The 19,310-nt window shown below is 59.0% G+C and carries 13 protein-coding genes; 6 read left to right on the top strand and 7 right to left on the bottom strand.

What is annotated here, in order from left to right; translation table 11 throughout:
- The first annotated feature begins 185 nt into the window (after nt 1-185).
- Entirely contained in the window at nt 186-1,808 is a 1,623-nt protein-coding gene (locus tag ISN74_RS17380) for a tetratricopeptide repeat-containing sulfotransferase family protein (RefSeq protein ID WP_188800415.1), read from the top strand.
- Nucleotides 1,809-1,914: 106 nt separating this feature from the next.
- Here the strand turns inward: ISN74_RS17380 and ISN74_RS17385 are convergent, their stop codons facing one another.
- The 4 genes from ISN74_RS17385 to ISN74_RS17400 form a co-directional block, all read right to left on the bottom strand.
- The gene (locus ISN74_RS17385) at nt 1,915-5,043 is read right to left on the bottom strand and encodes a TonB-dependent receptor (protein WP_188800416.1); all 3,129 of its coding nucleotides are present in this window, start codon (nt 5,041-5,043) and stop codon (nt 1,915-1,917) included.
- A gap of 476 nt (nt 5,044-5,519) precedes the next feature.
- Complete coding sequence (locus ISN74_RS17390) at nt 5,520-5,774, bottom strand: hypothetical protein (protein WP_188800417.1); 255 nt, start codon at nt 5,772-5,774, stop codon at nt 5,520-5,522.
- A 10-nt stretch (nt 5,775-5,784) separates the two neighbouring features.
- Entirely contained in the window at nt 5,785-8,958 is a 3,174-nt protein-coding gene (locus ISN74_RS17395; RefSeq protein ID WP_188800418.1) for a TonB-dependent receptor, read from the bottom strand.
- A gap of 442 nt (nt 8,959-9,400) precedes the next feature.
- The gene (locus ISN74_RS17400; protein ID WP_188800419.1) at nt 9,401-10,189 is read right to left on the bottom strand and encodes an AMP nucleosidase; all 789 of its coding nucleotides are present in this window, start codon (nt 10,187-10,189) and stop codon (nt 9,401-9,403) included.
- Between the two features lie 323 nt (nt 10,190-10,512).
- Here ISN74_RS17400 and ISN74_RS17405 point away from each other — a divergent pair, with 323 nt between their 5' ends.
- Entirely contained in the window at nt 10,513-11,457 is a 945-nt protein-coding gene (locus ISN74_RS17405) for a DegV family protein (RefSeq protein ID WP_188800420.1), read from the top strand.
- Nucleotides 11,458-11,607: 150 nt separating this feature from the next.
- Nucleotides 11,608-12,240 carry a DUF4124 domain-containing protein gene (locus ISN74_RS17410; RefSeq protein WP_188800421.1) on the top strand — a complete coding sequence of 211 codons (633 nt, stop codon included), beginning with the start codon at nt 11,608-11,610 and terminating at the stop codon, nt 12,238-12,240.
- Between the two features lie 131 nt (nt 12,241-12,371).
- On the opposite strand, the gene ISN74_RS17415 is transcribed toward ISN74_RS17410, so the two are convergent.
- Nucleotides 12,372-13,154 carry an SDR family oxidoreductase gene (locus ISN74_RS17415; RefSeq protein ID WP_188800422.1) on the bottom strand — a complete coding sequence of 261 codons (783 nt, stop codon included), beginning with the start codon at nt 13,152-13,154 and terminating at the stop codon, nt 12,372-12,374.
- A gap of 80 nt (nt 13,155-13,234) precedes the next feature.
- Here ISN74_RS17415 and ISN74_RS17420 point away from each other — a divergent pair, with 80 nt between their 5' ends.
- Both ISN74_RS17420 and ISN74_RS17425 read left to right on the top strand, forming a co-directional pair.
- Nucleotides 13,235-13,447 carry a hypothetical protein gene (locus ISN74_RS17420; protein WP_188800423.1) on the top strand — a complete coding sequence of 71 codons (213 nt, stop codon included), beginning with the start codon at nt 13,235-13,237 and terminating at the stop codon, nt 13,445-13,447.
- A 66-nt stretch (nt 13,448-13,513) separates the two neighbouring features.
- Nucleotides 13,514-14,341, top strand: coding sequence for an ABC transporter ATP-binding protein (locus ISN74_RS17425; RefSeq protein ID WP_188800424.1), 828 nt, complete (start codon nt 13,514-13,516; stop codon nt 14,339-14,341).
- A 170-nt stretch (nt 14,342-14,511) separates the two neighbouring features.
- Here the strand turns inward: ISN74_RS17425 and sppA are convergent, their stop codons facing one another.
- Nucleotides 14,512-16,395 (bottom strand): signal peptide peptidase SppA, encoded by a 1,884-nt coding sequence (sppA, locus tag ISN74_RS17430; RefSeq protein WP_188800425.1) that lies wholly within the window; start codon nt 16,393-16,395, stop codon nt 14,512-14,514.
- Between the two features lie 72 nt (nt 16,396-16,467).
- Nucleotides 16,468-17,874 (bottom strand): MATE family efflux transporter, encoded by a 1,407-nt coding sequence (locus ISN74_RS17435; protein WP_188800426.1) that lies wholly within the window; start codon nt 17,872-17,874, stop codon nt 16,468-16,470.
- 117 nt (nt 17,875-17,991) lie between these two features.
- On the opposite strand from ISN74_RS17435, the gene ISN74_RS17440 reads away from it, so the two are divergent.
- On the top strand, nt 17,992-19,173 hold the full coding sequence (locus tag ISN74_RS17440; protein ID WP_188800427.1) for a DUF3667 domain-containing protein: 1,182 nt from the start codon (nt 17,992-17,994) through the stop codon (nt 19,171-19,173).
- Nucleotides 19,174-19,310: the final 137 nt, after the last annotated feature.

Here is a 19,310-nt window from a genome sequence, read left to right on the forward strand (position 1 = left end):
GCACTTTTGCATCCGTTACAGCCATAGCCAGTCTTCTTGACGCAACAAGGAGACCTGATTGGCGTCAAATTACGCCCTCCAGCGCAGGCCACTTTCGGGTGGCCTTTTTTTCCCCGTAGAGCCACAGCGGAACAGTGCGGTAGTCTCTCCCATTGAATGTCATTGGTAACACGGGGATTCGCAACATGACGGCAAACCAGGCTCAACCGCCGGTGGATCGCGCGGCCGGCTTGTCGCCATCGGCACGCCGTTTTCTGGAAGAAGCCGGCAGGGCTTTGAGTCGTGGCCAGCCGGATGTGGCCGAACGCTCCCTGGTCAGCGTGCTCGCGCTGGCACCCAAGAGTGCCGAAGCCCACATGCTCCTGGGTGTCGCATCTCAGATGCAGGGTGATCACGCAAAAGCTGCCGATGCACTCAATCACGCGTTGAGCCTTCGCCCTGACGACGCTGTCACCTTGATGTATCTGGGCATCTCGCTTTTTGAAAGAGGCGCTGTAGAACAGGCTTTGTTTTCGTTCGAGCGTGCGTGCGAACTGGCTCCGGAGATGGCGCCCGCCTGGTACAACCTTGGCAAGGCACTCAAGGTGCAACTTCGCAGGGTGGAAGCATGTAGCGCGATGGAGCATGTCTTGAAGCTTGATCCGGGACATATCCTGGCGCGCACGAGTCTGGCAGATACCCAGATAGGTCTGGGTGATATTCCAGCTGCCGTGGCGAACTATCGCGAAGTATTGCGCCGCCAACCCGAACATCCGGAAGCATGGTACGCGCTGGCAAATCTGAAGACCGTGCCGCTGAGCGACAAAGACGTCACGCAATTGCAGCGAGCGTTTCGCAAACCGGGACTGCCTGCAGATGCGCGGATCTCGCTGGGTTTTGCATTGGCGAAAGCGCTGGAAGACCAGGCCTCTTATGCAGCATCTTTTGACGTCTTGCGCGAAGCCAATGCGTTGAAGCGGCGACATGTTCAGTGGAATGCGACGGAAGAGCATTCGCGCGTCGATGCCATCATGACCGCCTTTGCGCAGCCGATGCCCGAACCCATCGATCCCACGCTGGGCAGCGAGGTCATCTTCATTGCGAGCCTTCCGCGTTCCGGATCGACACTCATCGAGCAGATCCTTGCATCGCATCCGCTTGTCGAAGGCGCTGACGAAATCACCGATCTGCCACAAGTCATCGAAGACGAATCAAAGCGACGTGGGCAGCCCTTCCCGCAATGGGTTGCATCCACTACGGCGGAAGACTGGGCGCGCCTTGGTCGCGAATACCTCGCACGCACTGCCCGCTGGCGCACACAGCGCCCGCGTTTCACCGACAAGAACATGTTGAATTGGGAATATGCCGGTGCCGCGCTGGCGATGTTGCCCGGCGCACGCGTGGTGAACTGCCATCGCGATCCGGTCGAAACGTGTTTTGCATGCTATCGCCAGCTCTTCAGTAATGGCTCGCATTTCAGCTACAACCTGGATGATATGGCGAGCTATTACCTGGATTTCGTACGACTCTGCCGCTACTGGCAACATCGCTATCCGCAAAAAGTGCTCGACTATTCCTACGAGGGATTGCTTGCCGATACGGAACCACAGATTCGCCGCTTGCTGGATTTCTGTGGCTTGAGCTTCGATCCGGCCTGTCTCGATTTCCACAAGACTTCGCGCGTTGTGCTGAGCACTGCCAGCGCCGCACAAGTGCGCCAGCCACTGCGCAAAGACACCGCACGCGGCATGCACTACGAAGCACAGCTCGCACCGCTACGCGCCCGTCTCGAGGATGGACTGCGGTTGCCAGGCACACTGCGCGACTAATCTTCGATAGGCAGTGCTCCAACAAAAAGGCCGCCGGAAACCGGCGGCCTTTTGCGTTGCTTGATACGAAGTGGCTGAGGCCAGCCACTTCGCCTTGCTTTGCTGCTTACCAGTCGTAGGTGACGCCCAACTGGATGGTACGAGGAGCCTCCACCGCAGCACCGCCATCGGCCAGGATGTAAGCGGCCTTGTACTGAGAAGCCGGGACTGACGTCTGGCCGTAGTACGGGTTGATCTGGGTGAGCTTCTGTTCGTTGGTGATGTTGCGGATCTGAAGCTGGAAGGCCAACTTCTTGTCCGCCCATTCCGGACGATACTGCAGCGCCACGTCCAGCGTGTGCAGCCATGGCGTGTAACCCGTGCTGCCCGAGGGAGCCGGCACACCGCCGCACCAGTGGTAAGCACCCGGCGCCGCCGCGGTATAACCGAGCGGGTCGGTCTGGGCCACACCGAAGTAACCCATGCACTGTTCCGGGGTACCCGAAGCCAGCGTCAACACGCCGCTGACCGACCATTCCGGCAGGAACTGATAGGTACCATAGCCCTTCAACACGTGCTTGCGGCTGTTGGCCTGGATGCCATTGGAATACTGCATCAGCTGGCTGAAGTCCCACTGCGTGGTAGCCGACACCGATGTGGAGCCCTGACCGATGTTCGACTGCACCGGACCTTCGGTGGTGCCGTAGCTCTTGGAGTACACGTAGTCCAGCTTGGCCGTCCACTTACCATCCCACGGATGTTCCAGGAACATTTCCAGCGAGTAGTAGTTGCGGTAGGCCGGCGGGAAGCCCATCTGCGTCGGGGTCAACGAGCCAGAGACATAACCACCGTTGAGGTTCTTGACCAGATAGTTATTGGTCGAACCCGGGTTGATCAGGATACTGCCGTTGATGAACAGCGGACCGCAGTTGGCCAGCGGGCTGACAGGCTGGTTGAGCAAACCCGGGTTCGCTGCCAGAAGTGCATTACACAGCGTGTAAGGACCTTCGGCGGTATCGTCCACGATGCGGCCCAGCTTGGTCCAGGTGCCCGTTACGCCGTAATCCCAAGCAGGATTGATCTGCTGCTGGAAACCCAGCACGTACGAATCCTGATACTCGGCGCCGAGATTGCGCGAAGCAATCGTCGAAGCATCGAGCGGCTGGCCGTACTCGTAGTTCGCCGACACCGGAACGCTCGGACCCGCCGTCTGGCCAAGCGAAGGAATCGGGGTCAGGCCAGTCGGGATACCGGTCGATGTAATACCACTATAGGTGTAGTACTGCGCGGTGTAGGTGGAGGCGGCAGCCTCACGCAAGGCCACGCCCGCCGGCAGCGCAAGATAGTAGCGACCGGCATTGCCGAACAGCTTCATGCTGGAGTCGCCGAGGATGTCCCAGCTGAAGCCCAAGCGCGGTGCCCACTGCGGCTTGGTCAAGCGCACATAGGCTTCGCCGTCGGGGTTGTAGTTGGTGAACTCTTCGTCACGCACACCCAGGTTCAGCAACAGGTTCGGCGTGACCTGCCAGGTATCCTTCAAGTACTGCGCACGCTGCGCCACTTGCACCGTGGAGTTGGTCGTGTAGACATACTTCTCGACCTGGTACGGCGTGTTGACCGGAGCAACGTAGGGGCTCACGTTTGGCGACGTGCCAACGACGGGTTCGCCCACCGTGGTCGTCACATAACCCCATGCATAGCCCGGACCGGTCATCAGCTGACCGTCTTGGATATCGCGCGTCGTCTGATTGTCGATACCCGCCTGCAGCGTGTGATCGCCCAGCTTGTAGGTCAAGTCGAAGCGGACGTTGATGTTTTCCGACTTGTGCAGCGGGTTGTTGATGTTCGCGTAGTTGTTGTTGCTGATACACGCCTGGGACGGGCACAGCGAGGGATCTTCATTCTGTTGATTGAAGATATTCGGCGCCGACGGCGCATCGGGCTGCACCGTGTAGTACGTGCCATCCATCTTGCCGACCAATGCATTCAAGGTCAGGTCGTCGGTGATGTACGAGGTGAACTTGGCGACATAGATGTTGAAGCTGTTCTTGGTCGACTGGTTGTAGCCGGCGAAGTCGCCTTCGGAGCGGTTCGCGTAGTCGTAGTTGTAGAACGTACCGTCGTACTGGTGCGACGAACGAATGTCGGTCAGCGACAGAATGTTCGAATCGGTGATGTTCCAGTCGACTTTCGCGTAGTACTTCGGATTGGTGAAGTGGTTGTTGTACTCGTACGGCTGAGTGGTCGGTCCCACCTGCTGCTGATCGACGCGATCGGCTTCGGCCGCCAGGAAGAAGAACAACTTGTCCTTGATCAGCGGACCACCGACATAGGCGTCATAGGTCTGCTCCCACTGACTATTGGAATTGCGATAGTCGAGGATCTTGCCGTCATAAGCGGGCGTGTTCGGATTGGCGTAGAACAGATTGCTCTGCGTACCCTGTACACCCGACGGCTGCCAGAAAATAGCGCCGCCGAAATGCCACGTATTGGTACCGCTCGCGCCCACCTGGCTGATCACGCCACCGGTGGAACGACCGTATTCCGGACCGTAACCATTGGTCAGCGTTTCCTGCTGAGCAATCGCACCGTAGGGCAGCGTCACGCCGCCTGAGTTGCCGAGCGGGTCGGAGGTGTTGAAGCCGTTGATGTAGTACGCATTCTCAGCGACCGACGAACCGCCGAACGAAACCAGCGGCTCACCCGTCTTGCCGCCGCCGAGCGCGCTGGCGCCTTGCACCGTGCCCGGAGCCAACAAGGCGATCGCCGCACCGGTACGCGCCAACGGCAGATTCTTCAGCTGCTCGGAGGTGATGACGGTGCTTTCCTGCGTCGAGCTCACGTCGATCGGCGGAATCGCATTCGCGGTCACCATCACCGAAGACAAGCTTTGGGCATTGGCGGCGCCCGAGGCAGCGGCGAAGTCGACCGTCACAGCACCGGCAGCAGGGGCAGTGACGCCCGTCTTCGTCTGCACGGCCTTACCGTCCTGGATCAGGGTCACGTCATACGTGCCGACCGGCAGCGTGACGCTATAGCGGCCGGACTTGTCGACCGGCACGACACGGTTGAAACCCGAACCACCCACGATCTGCACCGTTTCACCGGCAGCCACCGGCGCCTGGCCGAAAATCGTGCCATTGGTGGACTGTGCGAGAACGCTCCCTGAAAAACCGAATCCCATGGCAACAGCCACAGCCAACGCGGTATGACGTACCGGCATCCTGGATGCAGGCGCAAGTTTCTTGGTATTCATTTGGTAAAACCCCCAGCGGCAAGAATTTTTAAACAAACCAAAGCCGACGATGGAAAGCCGACAGTGGCTTTCCTTTGCCGGGCCGGGTCTCCTGACCTGACCAAAAGAAGCGATGCTTTGATTTCCCCGTCCCCTACAGACTGCTTTTCCGGTAAGCCCCACTTAACCAGGACTTAGCAAATTGTTGCGCCGAACATAATTTCCTGCGGGATCGAAAGTCAACAGTAATTATTTACGATTTATTCGTGAAATGCTTCGCAAAACGAAAATCCTTTTTAAATCTTGACACTACCGTGGCAGTAAGCCGCAAAAACAAAGTTGCTTCGAAAGAAATTACGAGTAAAATTTGTGCAACTTTCTCCCGCCTGGCGCTGTCTGCGCCCAGGATCACAGATCCTTGCCTGTCTGAGATTGGGGATCGGCCTTTGTGCAGGCCCAGCGCGGGCTAAAAATAATTCCCCGCGGGTTCCCTAAAGTCACAAACGCTTAACACCGCGTCCGTAGTAACGGGCCGATTTAAGAGCCTCAATACGGATATAGGCTGCCGCCAGCTTGGCGATAAACGCCTTGGAACCATCGACGGGCCGGACACCCGTCGTGCCTGCGTACCACTGATAAAGACATGCCGAACTGAGAATGCGTCCAAACAAAAAGCCACCGATGATTCGGCGGCTTTTTGTTTGTTCGAGGTAACTGTGCCGAAGCCGTTGGCGAACCAACGGCTTCGGCATGCCTTGAGGCTTACCAGTCGTAAGTGACGCCGAACTGGACAGAACGCGGCTGTTCCATCGCCTCGTAACCAATGTACCCAAGCCCAGACTGGGTCGTCGCAGCCGCCGACTTGTAAACCGGGGTCCCATAGGTCGGCACGATCTGGACGACTTTCTGCTCGTTGGTGATGTTCTGAACCAGAATCTGGAAAGCCAGTTTCTTGTCCGCCCATTCCGGACGATATTGCAACGCCAGACCCAAGGTGTGAATCCAGGGCGTGAAGCCTGTCGTACCCGCCGGCGTCGGCACACCATTACACCAGTGATAGTTACCATTGCCGTAACCCAGACCTGGGTTGCTCTGGTTCGGACCGTACAGACCCAGGCAGGATTCCGGCGTACCGGAAGCCAGCTGCAGCACCGCACTGATCGACCATTCCGGCGTAAAGGCATAGGTACCGTAGCCCTTCAGCACGTGCTTGCGGTTGTTGGCCTGCAAGCCGTTGGAAGCGGACATGATCTGGCTGTAGTCCCACTGCTCCGTAGCAGACTGCGAGGCGCCGCCCTGGCCGATGTTCGACTGCACAGGACCTTCGGAGGTGCCGTAACTCTTGGAGTACACATAGTCGAGCTTCATGGACCACTTGCCGTCCCATACGTGCTCGAGGAACATCTCCAGCGAGTAGTAGTTACGGTAGGCCGGCGGGAAGCCCAACTCCGTCGGTGACACCGTCGCGTAGCTATAACCACCGTTCAGGTTCTTGATCTTGTATGTCTCGGTGGCACCCGGATTGATCAGGATGCTGGCGTTGGCATACATGCTGGGGCCGCAATCGGCGCCCGACGCAGCCGGCTGATTGAGCAAGCTGGGGTTCTGGGCCAGCAGCTCGTTACAGATGGTGAGCGGACCTTCACCCGTATCGTCGATGATGTTATTCAACTTGGTCCGGGTTGCCGTGATGCCGTAGTCCCAGTTCGGGGCGAACTGGTGCTGGAAGCCCAATACGAACGAATCTTGGTACGAAGCCTTGAGGTTTGTCGCAGCAATCGTGCTCGGATCAAGCGCCTGACCGTATTCGTTGTTCAACGACACCGGCACGCCTAAGCCGCAGGTCTGGCCGCACGAATAAATCGGGGTCAGGCCGGTAGGAATGCCCGTGGAAGTCACACCTGTATAGGTGTAGTACTGCGAGGTGAAGGTAGAAGCCGAGGCTTCACGCAAGGCCACACCGGTCGGCAAGGCCATGTAATAGCGGCCTGCATTGGCAAACAGCTTCATGCTGGAATCGCCAAGGATGTCCCAGCTGGCGCCCAGGCGTGGTGCCCACTGCGGCTTGGTCAAGCGCACATAGGCTTCGCCGTCGGGGTTGTAGTTGGTGAACTCATCATTACGCACGCCGAGGTTCAGCAGGATATCCGGCGTAACCTGCCAGGTATCCTTGATGTACTGCGCATGCTGAGTCACTTTCACCGAGGTATCGGTGTTGTAATACACCTTCTCTACGTAGTTTGCGCCAGAAATGGGAGCCACGTAGGGGGCAAAGCCCGCCGTCGTGCCCGCAATCGGTACCCCCGCCAGAGCGCTGTTTTCATATTCCCACTGATAACCCGGACCGGTGGTGAACTGACCGGCATCGTGAAGGCGCGTGGTCTGGTTGTCGATACCCGCCACAATCGTGTGGTCGCCCAGCTTGTAGGTGAGGTCAAAACGGAGGTTCAGCTCTTCCGACTTGGTAAACGCATTGTTCGCCAGGTTATTGACCTGGTTGCTGCTGTAACCGGCACCGCCGTTAGGCGTTACACCACCGACAGACTGGTAATTCGCATTGCCGATGTTAGGAAGATCGGACGTCTCCACCGGCGTATTCGCGTAATCGGTGTAGTACGTGCCATCCATCTTGCCGATCAGGGCATTCAGGGTCAGGTCGTCAGTGATGTACGACGTGAATTTGAGGGTATTGAGCGTGAAACTGTTCTTGGTCGACGGCTCGTAGCCGGCAAGATCACCCTCGCTCCTGTTGTTGTAGTCGTAGTTATAGTACGAACCGTTGTACTGATAGTTGTTCTTGACCGTGGTCCACGACAGGATGTTCGAGTCAGTGATGTTCCAATCCAGCTTGCCGTACAGCTTGGGATTGGAGTAGTGGTTCTGATACTCGTACGGCGTACCGATATTCTGGCCAACGTTGTTGTCGTCACTGTGATCGGCCTCGGCCGCCAGGAAGAAGAACAATTTGTCCTTGATCAGCGGACCACCGACATAAGCGTCGTAAACCTGCGACCACTGGGAGTTGCTGTTGCGATAGTCGAGCGTGGTGCCCGGCGACTGACCGGCGACACCCGTGTACGCCGGGTTGACGTAGTACACGTTGCCCTGCGTGCCCTGCGCGCCGGACGGCGTGAAGAACATCGCGCCACCGAAGTGCCAGGTATTGGTGCCGCTGGAACCCACCTGACTGATCACGCCGCCGGTGGAACGGCCGTATTCCGGACCGTAACCGTTGGTCAGCGTTTCCTGCTGGGCGATCGCGCCGTACGGCAGCGTAATGCCTCCGGAGTCGGAGATCGGATCGGTGGTATTGAAGCCGTTGATGTAGTACGCGTTTTCAACCACTGACGAACCACCGAACGAAACCAGCGGCTCACCGGTCGGACCATTGCCGAGCAAGGAGGCGCCCTGCACCGTGCCCGGCGCCAGCAACGCAATCGCCGCGCCAGTGCGCGCGAGCGGCAGGTTCTTCAACTGCTCGGAGGTAATGACCGTGCTTTCCTGCGTCGAGCTCACGTCGATCGGCGGAATCGAATTCGCGGTCACCGTTACCGAAGACAGGTTCTTGGCATTGGTATTGGCGCTGCCCGCGGCCGCAACGAAGTCTACGGCGACGGAGCCGGCTGCCTTCGCGGTCACACCCTTCGTGGTCTGAATGGTCTGTCCGTTCTGAATCAGGCTGACGTCATAGATACCCACCGGCAGCGTGATGCTGTAGCGGCCTGACTTGTCGACCGGCACGACGCGGTTGAAGCCCGAACCACCCACGATCTGCACGGTTTCACCGGCAGCTACCGGCGCCTGGCCGAAAATCGTGCCTGTGGTGGACTGTGCGAGAACACTTCCCGAAAAACCGAATCCCATGGCAACAGCCACAGCCAACGCGGTATGGCGCACCGGCATCCTGGATGCAGGTGCAAGCTTTTTAATACTCATGCGGTAAAACCCCCAGCGGCAAGAATTTTTTTTAAACAAACCAAAGCAGTCGATGGCCTTCCCTTGCCAGGCCAGGTCAAGTGACCTGGCGAATAGAAGCGGTGCTTTGATTTTCCCCATCCCCTAAAACAGACTGCTTCGCCAGTAGTCCCTTAACCACGACTTAGCAATCCAATGCCTCGACCATAAGGTTCCACCGAACATAAAGTCAACGACGAATACTTACGATTTCCTTACAAAATATTACGATAAACGAAAATCGTTTTATTTCTTGATGTTACCTTCACGGTATTTCAAAAAAAGGGGCTCAATCGAAATAACTTGCGCTGTGAAATAGCGCAATCTTGTCGCCTGGCTGACGAAGTCGCTGTCCAATGACCGTCCTTTGTCAGCCATAGGACAGGGGTTTCACGCTCCTAGACGGGTACTGGACGAGGGAAAATCACTCCTCGGGATCTTCCTCAAATCGCAAATGTTTAACACTTCGCCCACTGCGACGAACCAGCTTCAGGGCCTCGATGCCGATACGGATATGGGCTTCGACAAACTGGGAGGTGACGCTCCGATCGCTCAATTCGGTCTTCACCCCTTCTGGGATCATCGGCTGATCGGACACCAGCAGCAGCGCGCCACACGGAATGTGGTTGGCAAAGCCCGCGGCGAAGATGGTGGCCGTTTCCATATCCACCGCCATGCATCGGGTGCGACGCAGGTACTCCTTGAAGGTATCGTCGTGCTCCCACACGCGTCGGTTGGTGGTGTAGACCGTACCGGTCCAGTAGTCGTGGCCGAGGTCGCGGATCATGGTGGAGACGCCGCGCTGCAGTTGGAAGGCAGGCAGTGCCGGCACCTCCGGCGGAAGATAGTCGTTGCTGGTGCCCTCGCCGCGGATCGCGGCGATCGGCAGGATCAGATCGCCGAGCTTGTTCTTTTTCTTCACACCACCGCACTTGCCCAGGAACAGCGCAGCGCGGGGCTGGATCGCGCCCAGCAGATCCATCATGGTGGCGGCATTGGGGCTGCCCATGCCGAAGTTGATCATGGTGATGCCATCTGCCGTGGCGCTGGGCATCGGACGATCGCGCCCTTGCACCTCCACTCCATGCCATTCGGCGAACAGGTCGACATAGTGACCGAAGTTGGTCAGCAAAATATGCGGGCCGAACTCCTCCAGCGGCACACCGGTGTAACGCGGCAACCAATTGGTGACGATCTCATGTTTGGTCTTCATAAAAACTCTTGAGCAAAGCGCAGCGAGCCTTCGCAACGCATAACCGGCGACGCCACGCCGGCGGAATGCCAGATAGAAGTGTCCTTATCTTAGTGGCTATCGGTACCCTGGTGCGGCAGCCGCTGCCAAGCGCGACGCGGCAAGGCCACGTATGCGTGATCTATGCAAAGGCTACACGTCGCGCTCCCGCCGCTGCGGATACCTTTGTGTATGCGTGCGGAACTGAAGCACTGTGCTCTGTGGAACCTTGGCGCACTGCGGCAATCACATGTCAATCACGCGTGTTATGTTCGGCACGCCATTTAAGGTGAGGGAGTGGCAACATGCGAATGGGTTTGGCTATCGATGCGTCCTGCGATCTGCCGCAGGATTTTCTGCAACAACACAACATCGCTGTCATGCCTATCGCTGTGCGGGTCGACGATGCGACCTTCAAGGACAACCGCGATCCGGCCGAAATCGAGCGCTTCCTCAACTTGAAGCTGGGCAGCCGCAGCCATTCCGCGGAAACCGAGCCTTGCTCGGTGGAGGATGTGCAGAAGCTATTCCTGGAAAAGCTGGTGCTGGAAAACGACTGTGTGTTCTGTCTCACCATCACCGCCACACGCAGTCCCATTTACGATCATGTGGTGAAAGCCAGCTTCGCCGTGCTCAAGAACTACCGGCAGGTGCGCGAACCGGCCGGCATCACCGGACCCTTCCTGATGCGTGTACTCGATACGCGCTCCTTGTTTGTCGGCTCCGCTCCTTGCGTGGTGGAAGCCGTGCGCCTCATGCAGGCCAACGAAACACCCGCCGCAATCCGCGAGCGCCTGGCCTACATCGCCGAGAACTCCTACGGCTACATGCTGCCGCGCGACCTCTATTACCTGCGTGCACGCGCCAAGAAGAAGGGCGACCGCAGCGTCGGCCTGTTCAGCGCCGTACTCGGCTCAACACTCGATATCAAACCGCTGCTGCGCGGTTACCGTGGCGACACCAGTCCGGTCGGTAAAGTGCGCGGTTGGGAACACGGCTGCGAAACCCTGTTCCAGTACGCAGCCGATCGTGTACGCGCAGGCCTGCTGGTGCCTGTGATGTGCACGTCCTACGGCGGCGATCTGGACGAGCTACCCAAACTGCCCGGCTACGCCAAGCTTGCGCAGGCCTGCGAAGAGTGCGGCGTAACGCTGATGCAGGCGCCGATGAGCATTACCGGGATGGTCAATGTCGGAGAAGGGGCTGTCACGATCGGCTTTGCAGCGGAAGAGCATTCCGTCGAGTTTTGATCTTACGTGGCTACGTCGACGTGACGCGAGCCATGATGAAAGGCACTTGCCACATTGCCGTCATTCCCACTTCCGCGGGAATGACGGCAATGTGGCGGGACGACATTAATCGCAACCTATCTAACCAGCCTGATTGCCGCGGATCTCGATATGGATCGCCTTGGTGCGCTTGTCTTGTTCCTTGTCGTGTTGCTGTTGCTGGGGCTGCGCCTGTCGGCATCGGCCGAGGCTGATACCACGATGGTCTACAAATGCAGTTCGGCGCAGGGGCAGGTGATCTTCCAAGGCACACCCTGCGCGCGCGGTCAGCAACAACAGACCATGCAGCTTGAGAATGGCGGACCGGCCACTTCGCCACTACCGGCCCCGGACAACGCGCCCTCCCCGACGGTCGCGACAACGCCCCCGCCACCCGCCCTGCCGCGTACACCACCCTCGTTGATGTATCGCTGCATCAACGCGGTCAATGGGAACAGTTACTTCAGCAACAACGGCAATCCTCCGCCTTACTACGCGCCGCTTGCAGTGACCGGCATCATCCCCACCCCGCTCGGGCAAACCTACGCGCCGCCTGGCCACGGTGCGCCGACTGCCGCGACGATCGCCAGCCATTACGTGCAGGTGCAGGACAGCTGCCAAGCCATGACACCGGAAGACACCTGCTCGCAGTTGCGCAGCGACTACGACGAAAACGAACGCAAACTGTCGCGCGCCTTCAAGAGCGACCAACCGCCGCTGCTCCAACGCGAAAGTGAATTGCTCGCCCAGCTAAGCCATTGCTGAGCAAAACTTGCGCAGGATGTGCGCCATGACATGCAAAAGCTCGCTGCGTAATGCGTGCGAGAAATTATCCACAGGGTTGTCACCAGGGTTTCCCCAATGTCTGTGGAAAACAGCAACGGGAAACCTCTTTCTCAAAACCCGTAATTCAGAAAGCCGCCGTCCACCGCCAACAACTGACCCGTGATGTAGCTGGCTGCAGGCAGACACAAGAAGGCAATGGCAGCGGCGACTTCTTCCGGCTCGCCGATGCGCCGCAGCGGCGTGCGATCGAGCACTTCATCCAGATAATCCGTATCGGCCAACGCCGGTTCGGAGCGTTGCGTGCGGATGTACCACGGCGCCACCGCATTGACACGGATGCCGTCGACTGCCCACTCCGCCGCCAAGTTGCGGGTGAGCTGATGCAGCGCTGCCTTGGTCATGCCATACGGCGAACCGGTGCGCACGTGTGTCACGCCCGATACCGAACCCACATTGACGATGGCCGCATTCGCATGCTGCGCCAGATACGGATGCGCCAGACGACACATTTCATAGGCGGAAAAAAGATTCAGCTCGAAAATTTCGCGATATTCGTCAGGCTCGTAATCCAGCGTCGCTTTCGGCGTATTGCCGCCAGCATTGTTGACCAGGATCGACAACGGCACTCCCAAATCAGCGATCCAATCGAAGACCGCCATGCGATCCTCAGGCTCGCTCACATCCGCCGCAAAGGACAGCACGTCGATGCCCGGAAAATCGTCGGCAAGTTCCACGCAGACCTGCTCGAGATAATCGTCGTCACGCGCTACCAGCAACAGGTGGGCGCCCAACCCCGCCAGCTCGCGCGCTGCGGCATACCCGATGCCCTTGCTGGCACCGGTGATCAAAGCGGTATGTTCCTGCAATTGCCAGGCGTCGATGCGGCTGTTCATGCATAAAGCTTACAGGAACAGCTTGTCCCAGGCGCCTTGCCGCGGGACACTTGCCCATGGGTACATGCAAGGTCATCGCCATGAAAGCCGTTCTCAGCCTGTTGTGCCTGATCAGCCTTGCCGCCTGCACGGGCAAGCCACCGACACCCCAGTCCGATCCTTCGGCCGCCGCCAGCGTGTCTGTACCCTGGAGTGGCATGAAGCAGGACGAACAGCGCGCCAAGGATGTGCAAAAAATCGTGAACAAGCAGGCCGCTGACCAGGACAAGCAGATCGAGCAGCAGACGCAGTAAAAATCGCTAACGGACGCATGGACGTCCAGACTTGCCACGCAAGCACCTTGCAGGCATGGTTCAGGCATGAGTCCCGATAGCACCCATATCACCGACACCTCCACTCCCCTGCTGGAGATCCACGAAGCCAGCGTCCTGCGTGGAGAGCGGCTGATTCTCGATCAACTCAGCCTCCGCCTTGCGATCGGCCAACATACCGCGATCCTTGGCGCGAATGGCTCAGGCAAATCGACCTTGATCCGGCTTATTTCGCGCCAGCTCTATCCCCTGGCGCGTGGCGACAGCACGCCGGTGATCCGTGTGTTTGGCCGTGATCGCTGGAGCGTCAGCGAATTGCGCAGCCTGATTGGCATCGTTTCGCCCGCAATGCAACTGGATTACACCAGCGACACGCCACTGGAAGTGTTCGATGCCGTTGTCTCCGGTTTCTTTGCAGCGCGCGGCCTTGGTCTCAATCACCAAGTCACACCGGATATGCGCGAACGTGCGCTTGAAGCGCTCGCGCACATGGAGGCCACGCCACTGATCGGCCGCGAGATGGCCAGCCTTTCCACCGGCGAAGCACGGCGTGTGCTCATTGCGCGTGCACTGGTTTATCGCCCACGCGCCTTGCTGCTGGACGAGCCTTGTGCCGGACTCGATCCGGCCAGCCGCCGACGCTTCCTGGAAAGCCTGCGCCAGCTTGCCCGACACGGCACCACGCTATTGCTCGTGACACATCACGTGGAAGAGATCCTGCCGGAGATCGATCACGTGTTGCTGCTGCGTGAGGGCAAGCTGTTACACGAAGGCAGCAAGGCGGATGTGCTGACCGATGCCGGTCTCAGCGATGCGTTCGGCATGCGCATACGAGTGGGACGGCAAGGCGAGTACTACAGCGCTGATGTGGTGTGATACTGACGACCACCGATTTCTGATTCCCTCCCCCTCCGGGGAGAGGGTTAGGGTGAGGGGAACATTCTTGCCAAACACCTCAATCGAAGCGTCGCTCTTATAAAGCTGATCGCAAGCCTTGGCCCCTCACCCCAGCCCTCTCCCCAAAGGAGAGAGGGGGCAAAGCAACATCAGTGCGCTGAGCAGAAACAATACGAATACACATTCGGCTGCCCCGCCTGTGACGTGCGCAGCATCTGCAGCTCCGGCGCGAGCATGGGCAATTGCGCCACCCAGCTCGGCAGTTTCACGCCATAGCTCTGCAGCGACGACACCATCGCGCTCTGATTGAGGCTGACGACAAAGCGCTCGAAAGCACCCAGCGGCTTTTCCTGATAACGCACGGCGTAATCCTTGCCCAGATGCGCAAGATCCGCGGCTTCGGAAACGGCCGCATCAAAGCCGCCGAGCTGATCCACCAGGCCTCGCTGCATAGCCTGATCGCCGGTCCACACCCGTCCCTGCGCAATGGCATCGATCGCGGCGTAATCCTTGCCGCGCGCCTGCGCTACGCCGCCCACGAAATCGTGATAGCCCTTGTTGATCACCGACTGAATCACCCCGGCGATCTTCGGATCAAGCGGACGGCTGATATCGAACGCTCCCGCCAGCGGTGACGTACCCACGCCATCGCTGTTGATGCCTAGCTTGGCCAGCGTGTTGGGAATGGTGTAATACATGCCGAAGATGCCGATCGAGCCGGTAATGGTGTTGGGCTCGGCATAGATCTTGTCGGCATTCATCGAGATCCAGTAACCGCCGCTGGCTGCCACATCTCCCATCGACACAATCACCGGAATGCCAGCCTTGCGCGTCTGTTCCACTTCGCGGCGGATTTCTTCGGCGGCATACACTTCGCCACCTGGCGAGTTCACGCGCAGCACCAGTGCCTTGGTACGCTTGTCTTCACGCGCGCTGCGAATCAATGCCGCAGTGGATTCGCCGCCGATCGAACCGGCTGGCTGTTCGCCCGAGGTAATCTCGCCTTCCGCCACCACCACGGTGACACCCGAACCTGTGAGCTTGTTGCGGCTGGGTATATTGGCGGCGTAGCGATCCAGATTCACGCCGCGGATGCCGTGGCCATCCTTGCCAGCGGGTACGCCTTGCGAACGCAAGGTTTCGATCAATTCATCGCGCGTAGCAAGACCGTCGATCAGATGCTCATCAAGCGCGAGCTTGGCCAGATCACCCTGAGTGGAAGCAATGCGGTCCGGCAGTTCGTTGATATCCGCGCGCACCACATTCGGATCCAACTTGCGCAGTTTGGCGATGGTATTGATGTAGCCATCCCACAAGCCACCCATCCAGTAGCTGTCCGCTTCCTTGGATTCCGGCGAAGCGTGATCCAGGATGAAAGGCTCCGCCGCACTCTTGAACTGGCCGACGCGGAACAGGTGAACATCCACACCCAACTTGTCGAGCAGATCCTTGTAGAACAGGCGATAGTTCGCCAAGCCAGTGATAAGCAAGCCACCCTGCGGATCGAGCAGGATGCGATCTGCATGCGCGGCAAGCAGGTATTGGTACTGATCCAGGCTGGATGCCCATGCCACCACCGGCTTGCCCGAGGCACGGAACCGGTCCAGCGCCGCGCCCACTTCGGTCAGTGCGGCAAAGCCACTGCTCTGCAGTTGGTCTGGATTGAGCACGATGCGCGTGATGCGTGGGTCTTTCGCCGCCGCATCGATGGCGCCGGTCAAATCACGCAGCTGCACTTCCTTCGGCTCGTCGCCGGAAAGTTTGGATATCGCGCGCTGCATCGGATTGATGCTGTACTGCTCGACCAGCCGCCCTTCCGGCTTGAGCACCAGCACACTGCTGTCCTGAATATCACTGCTGCGCTTGGCGGCACCGATACCCAGAATCAACAGCATAAACAGGAAGAGGAACCCGAAGAACACCAGGTTGATCAGGACCAGTCTGACGATGTTGAGCCCGCGCCCGAACACGCGCAGAAAGGTCCAGAATCCGTTCGGTTGCGGTGACTGGCGCATGGGCGGTGGTGTCGTCATAAATCAATCGGTTCCTTTGGGTTGACTTAGAGCCTGTCTACGGTTTCAGCGTAGCGGTTTGCGCGGCTCAGGTCATGAGGGAATCGTGGCATCCGCGGTGGCCGATGCAACAGGGCCAAACGTCCCGGCCAGGTGACGGCGCGAACTGATCCAGAAGCGTGCGAACAGCAACACCGCGGCCACGCTCAGACCTGCAATCAGGCCCATCCAGATGCCGCGCGCCCCCAGGTCCAGATGGAAGGCCAGCCACCAGCCCACCGGCATGCCCACCATCCAGTAGGCAAACAGCGTGATCGCCATCGGCACACGGGTATCCTTCAGACCGCGCAGGGCACCGTTGGAAGCCACCTGGATGCCGTCGGAAAACTGGAACAGCCCGGCCAGCAACAGCAGTTGCGAAGCCAGGGCAATCACCGTCTTGTCGTGGGTGTAAAGCGACGCGATCGCGTGTGGGAAGCCCAGCATCAGCCCCGCTGAAAACAACTGGGTCACCAGGGTCAGGCCAATGCCGCAGAACCCGGCGTAACGCACCCCGGAAGGGTCGCCCCGCCCCACTGCATTGCCGACCCGCACCGTAATGGCCATCGCCAGGCCCAGCGGAATCATAAAGAACAACGCTGCCACATTGAGCGCCACCTGATGGCTGGCCACCATATCTTCGCCCATCGTGCCGATCAGAAGTGCGGCAGCCACAAACAGGCCGCCCTCTGCCAGCAGGGTGATCGCCATTGGCAAGCCGATATGCATCAGCGCGCCGATGCGCTGCAAATTCGGCCATTCAAAATGCTGGAACAATCCAAGCCCGCGATAATTGCGATGGCACAGGATGTAAAGGGTAAACGCCAGCATCTCGAGCCACAGCACCGTGGCCGTCGCGATACCGCAGCCACGCGCACCTTGCGGTGGCAGGCCCAGCTTGCCGAACATGAAGATGTAACCCAGCGGCACCAGCAGCACCAGGCCACCAAAGCTGAAGTACATCGACGGCCGGGTCATCGACAGACCTTCCGACAATCCACGCAAGGCGAAATAACAGGTGAGCGCGGGCGCACCCCAACTGATCGCGCGAAGGAACTCACCCACATCCGTATAAAGCCCGGGCGATACGCCGATCAGCTTGATCAGCGGTTCGGCATGGCGCACCGCAAACCACAGCACCACACCCATTCCCAGCGCCAGCCAGATCGCCTGATGGAACACCAGCCCGGCTTCGTGCCGGCGACCGGCGCCATCAAGCTGCGAAATGGATGGCGGCACCGACATCATCATGCCGATGCCCAGCACAATCGCCAGCGACCAGATGCTGGCGCCTACCGCCACCGCGCCGAGTACGTGCGCACTTACGTGACCGGCCAAAACAGCATCGATCACATTGCTGCCGACGGCAGCAAGCTGGGCGAAGATCAGTGGCAGGGCAAGGCGCACGGTAGCGCCAATCTCTCGCGACACTCTCGCACGGTCGAGATGAAACGGGGGCATGGGATGGATTCTCCGTAGCCCGATATGGTACACCCGCCACCCCACGTTCTTGCGAGGAACAGCGGTAAACGCAAGACACATATGCCAAGATCCCAAGCCTAACCATGGGGATGGGATATGAAGGAATTGACCTCGTTCGAGGGCATCAAGTGCACCAATTGCACGACGCCGTTGGAAGGCGAGTTTTGCCACCATTGCGGCCAATCGGTGCACAGCGTGCTGCGCCCGGTGCACGGCCTGGTCGAAGAGTTTTTCGAGATGTTCCTGCACATCGACGGGCGCATCCTGCATACCGTGCCACCGCTGTTCCTCAAGCCCGGCTTCCTGACGCTGGAATATTTCAGCGGCCGGCGCGTGCGTTACATCGCGCCGTTCCGGCTGATGTTCGTGCTGTGCCTGTTGTCGTTCTTCACCTTGCACTTGGCGGCGGACGTGATCTCCGCACGCGTCGACCAGCGCCACCAGCACGCACTGATTACCGGTTCTCCCAGCGACTTTGAAGATGACGACAGCGCCGATGAGGTGCAGAAGGACCTGGCCCGCAAGCTGGCCAGCCTGGAGGCCGCACGCGCCGCCAATGCACAAGCCGGTAACAATGCCGCCATCGCCACCCAGATCGACAGCAACGAACAGCAAAGCCGCGACAACGCCAGGCAGCGTCTGACCGAGCTGGGCATGCCCGCTTCTGCTGCGTCGACAGCGGCAACGCAAGCGACGGCATCAACACCCAAGAAGGACGAAGACCGTAACACGGTCGATCCGGTCAACATCCCATGGCTGCCAGCCTCAGCCAACCAACGGCTTACCCAGCTGGGCCAGCACATGCACGATAATGTGGAAGCCGTATTCAAGGGCAATCCGGCTGAGCGCCAGGAAGCCCGCGAGCGCCTGATCACCAACGTATTCGGCGCCTTGCCCGGCACCATGCTGGTGCTGATCCCGACCTTCGCGCTGCTGCTGACACTGGTCTACATCTTCAAGCGCCGGCTCTACATGGAGCATCTGATCGTCGCCCTGCATAGCCATGCCTTCATCTTCCTGAGTCTGTTGCTGATCATCGTGGCCGGGATGCTTTCCACCTGGCTCAAGCCACACGCGGCGTGGACCGGCTGGGTGCTGGGTTTTGGCCAAGGGGCGCTGATGGTCTGGGTGCCGGCTTACCTGCTGGTCATGCAAAAGCGGATCTACCGCCAGGGCTGGGTCATGACGATCGTAAAATTCCTACTGATCGGCTGGGCTTACATATGGTTGTTGTCGCTGGCCCTGGCCATGGCCGCGGTACTTGGCCTGGCCCATTGATTGTCATTTTTCAGGTGGCAAAAGGCCGGTTTTACACAGCGTCAAGGTATTGACATATCTGCGTGTCAAGTCCGGGCGCGGAACAAGGATAAAATCGACGGCATCCTTCAAGGCATTGATATACATAACTATTTTTA

The organism is Dyella caseinilytica (assembly GCF_016865235.1).
Classification (GTDB): Bacteria; Pseudomonadota; Gammaproteobacteria; order Xanthomonadales; family Rhodanobacteraceae; genus Dyella_B; species Dyella_B caseinilytica.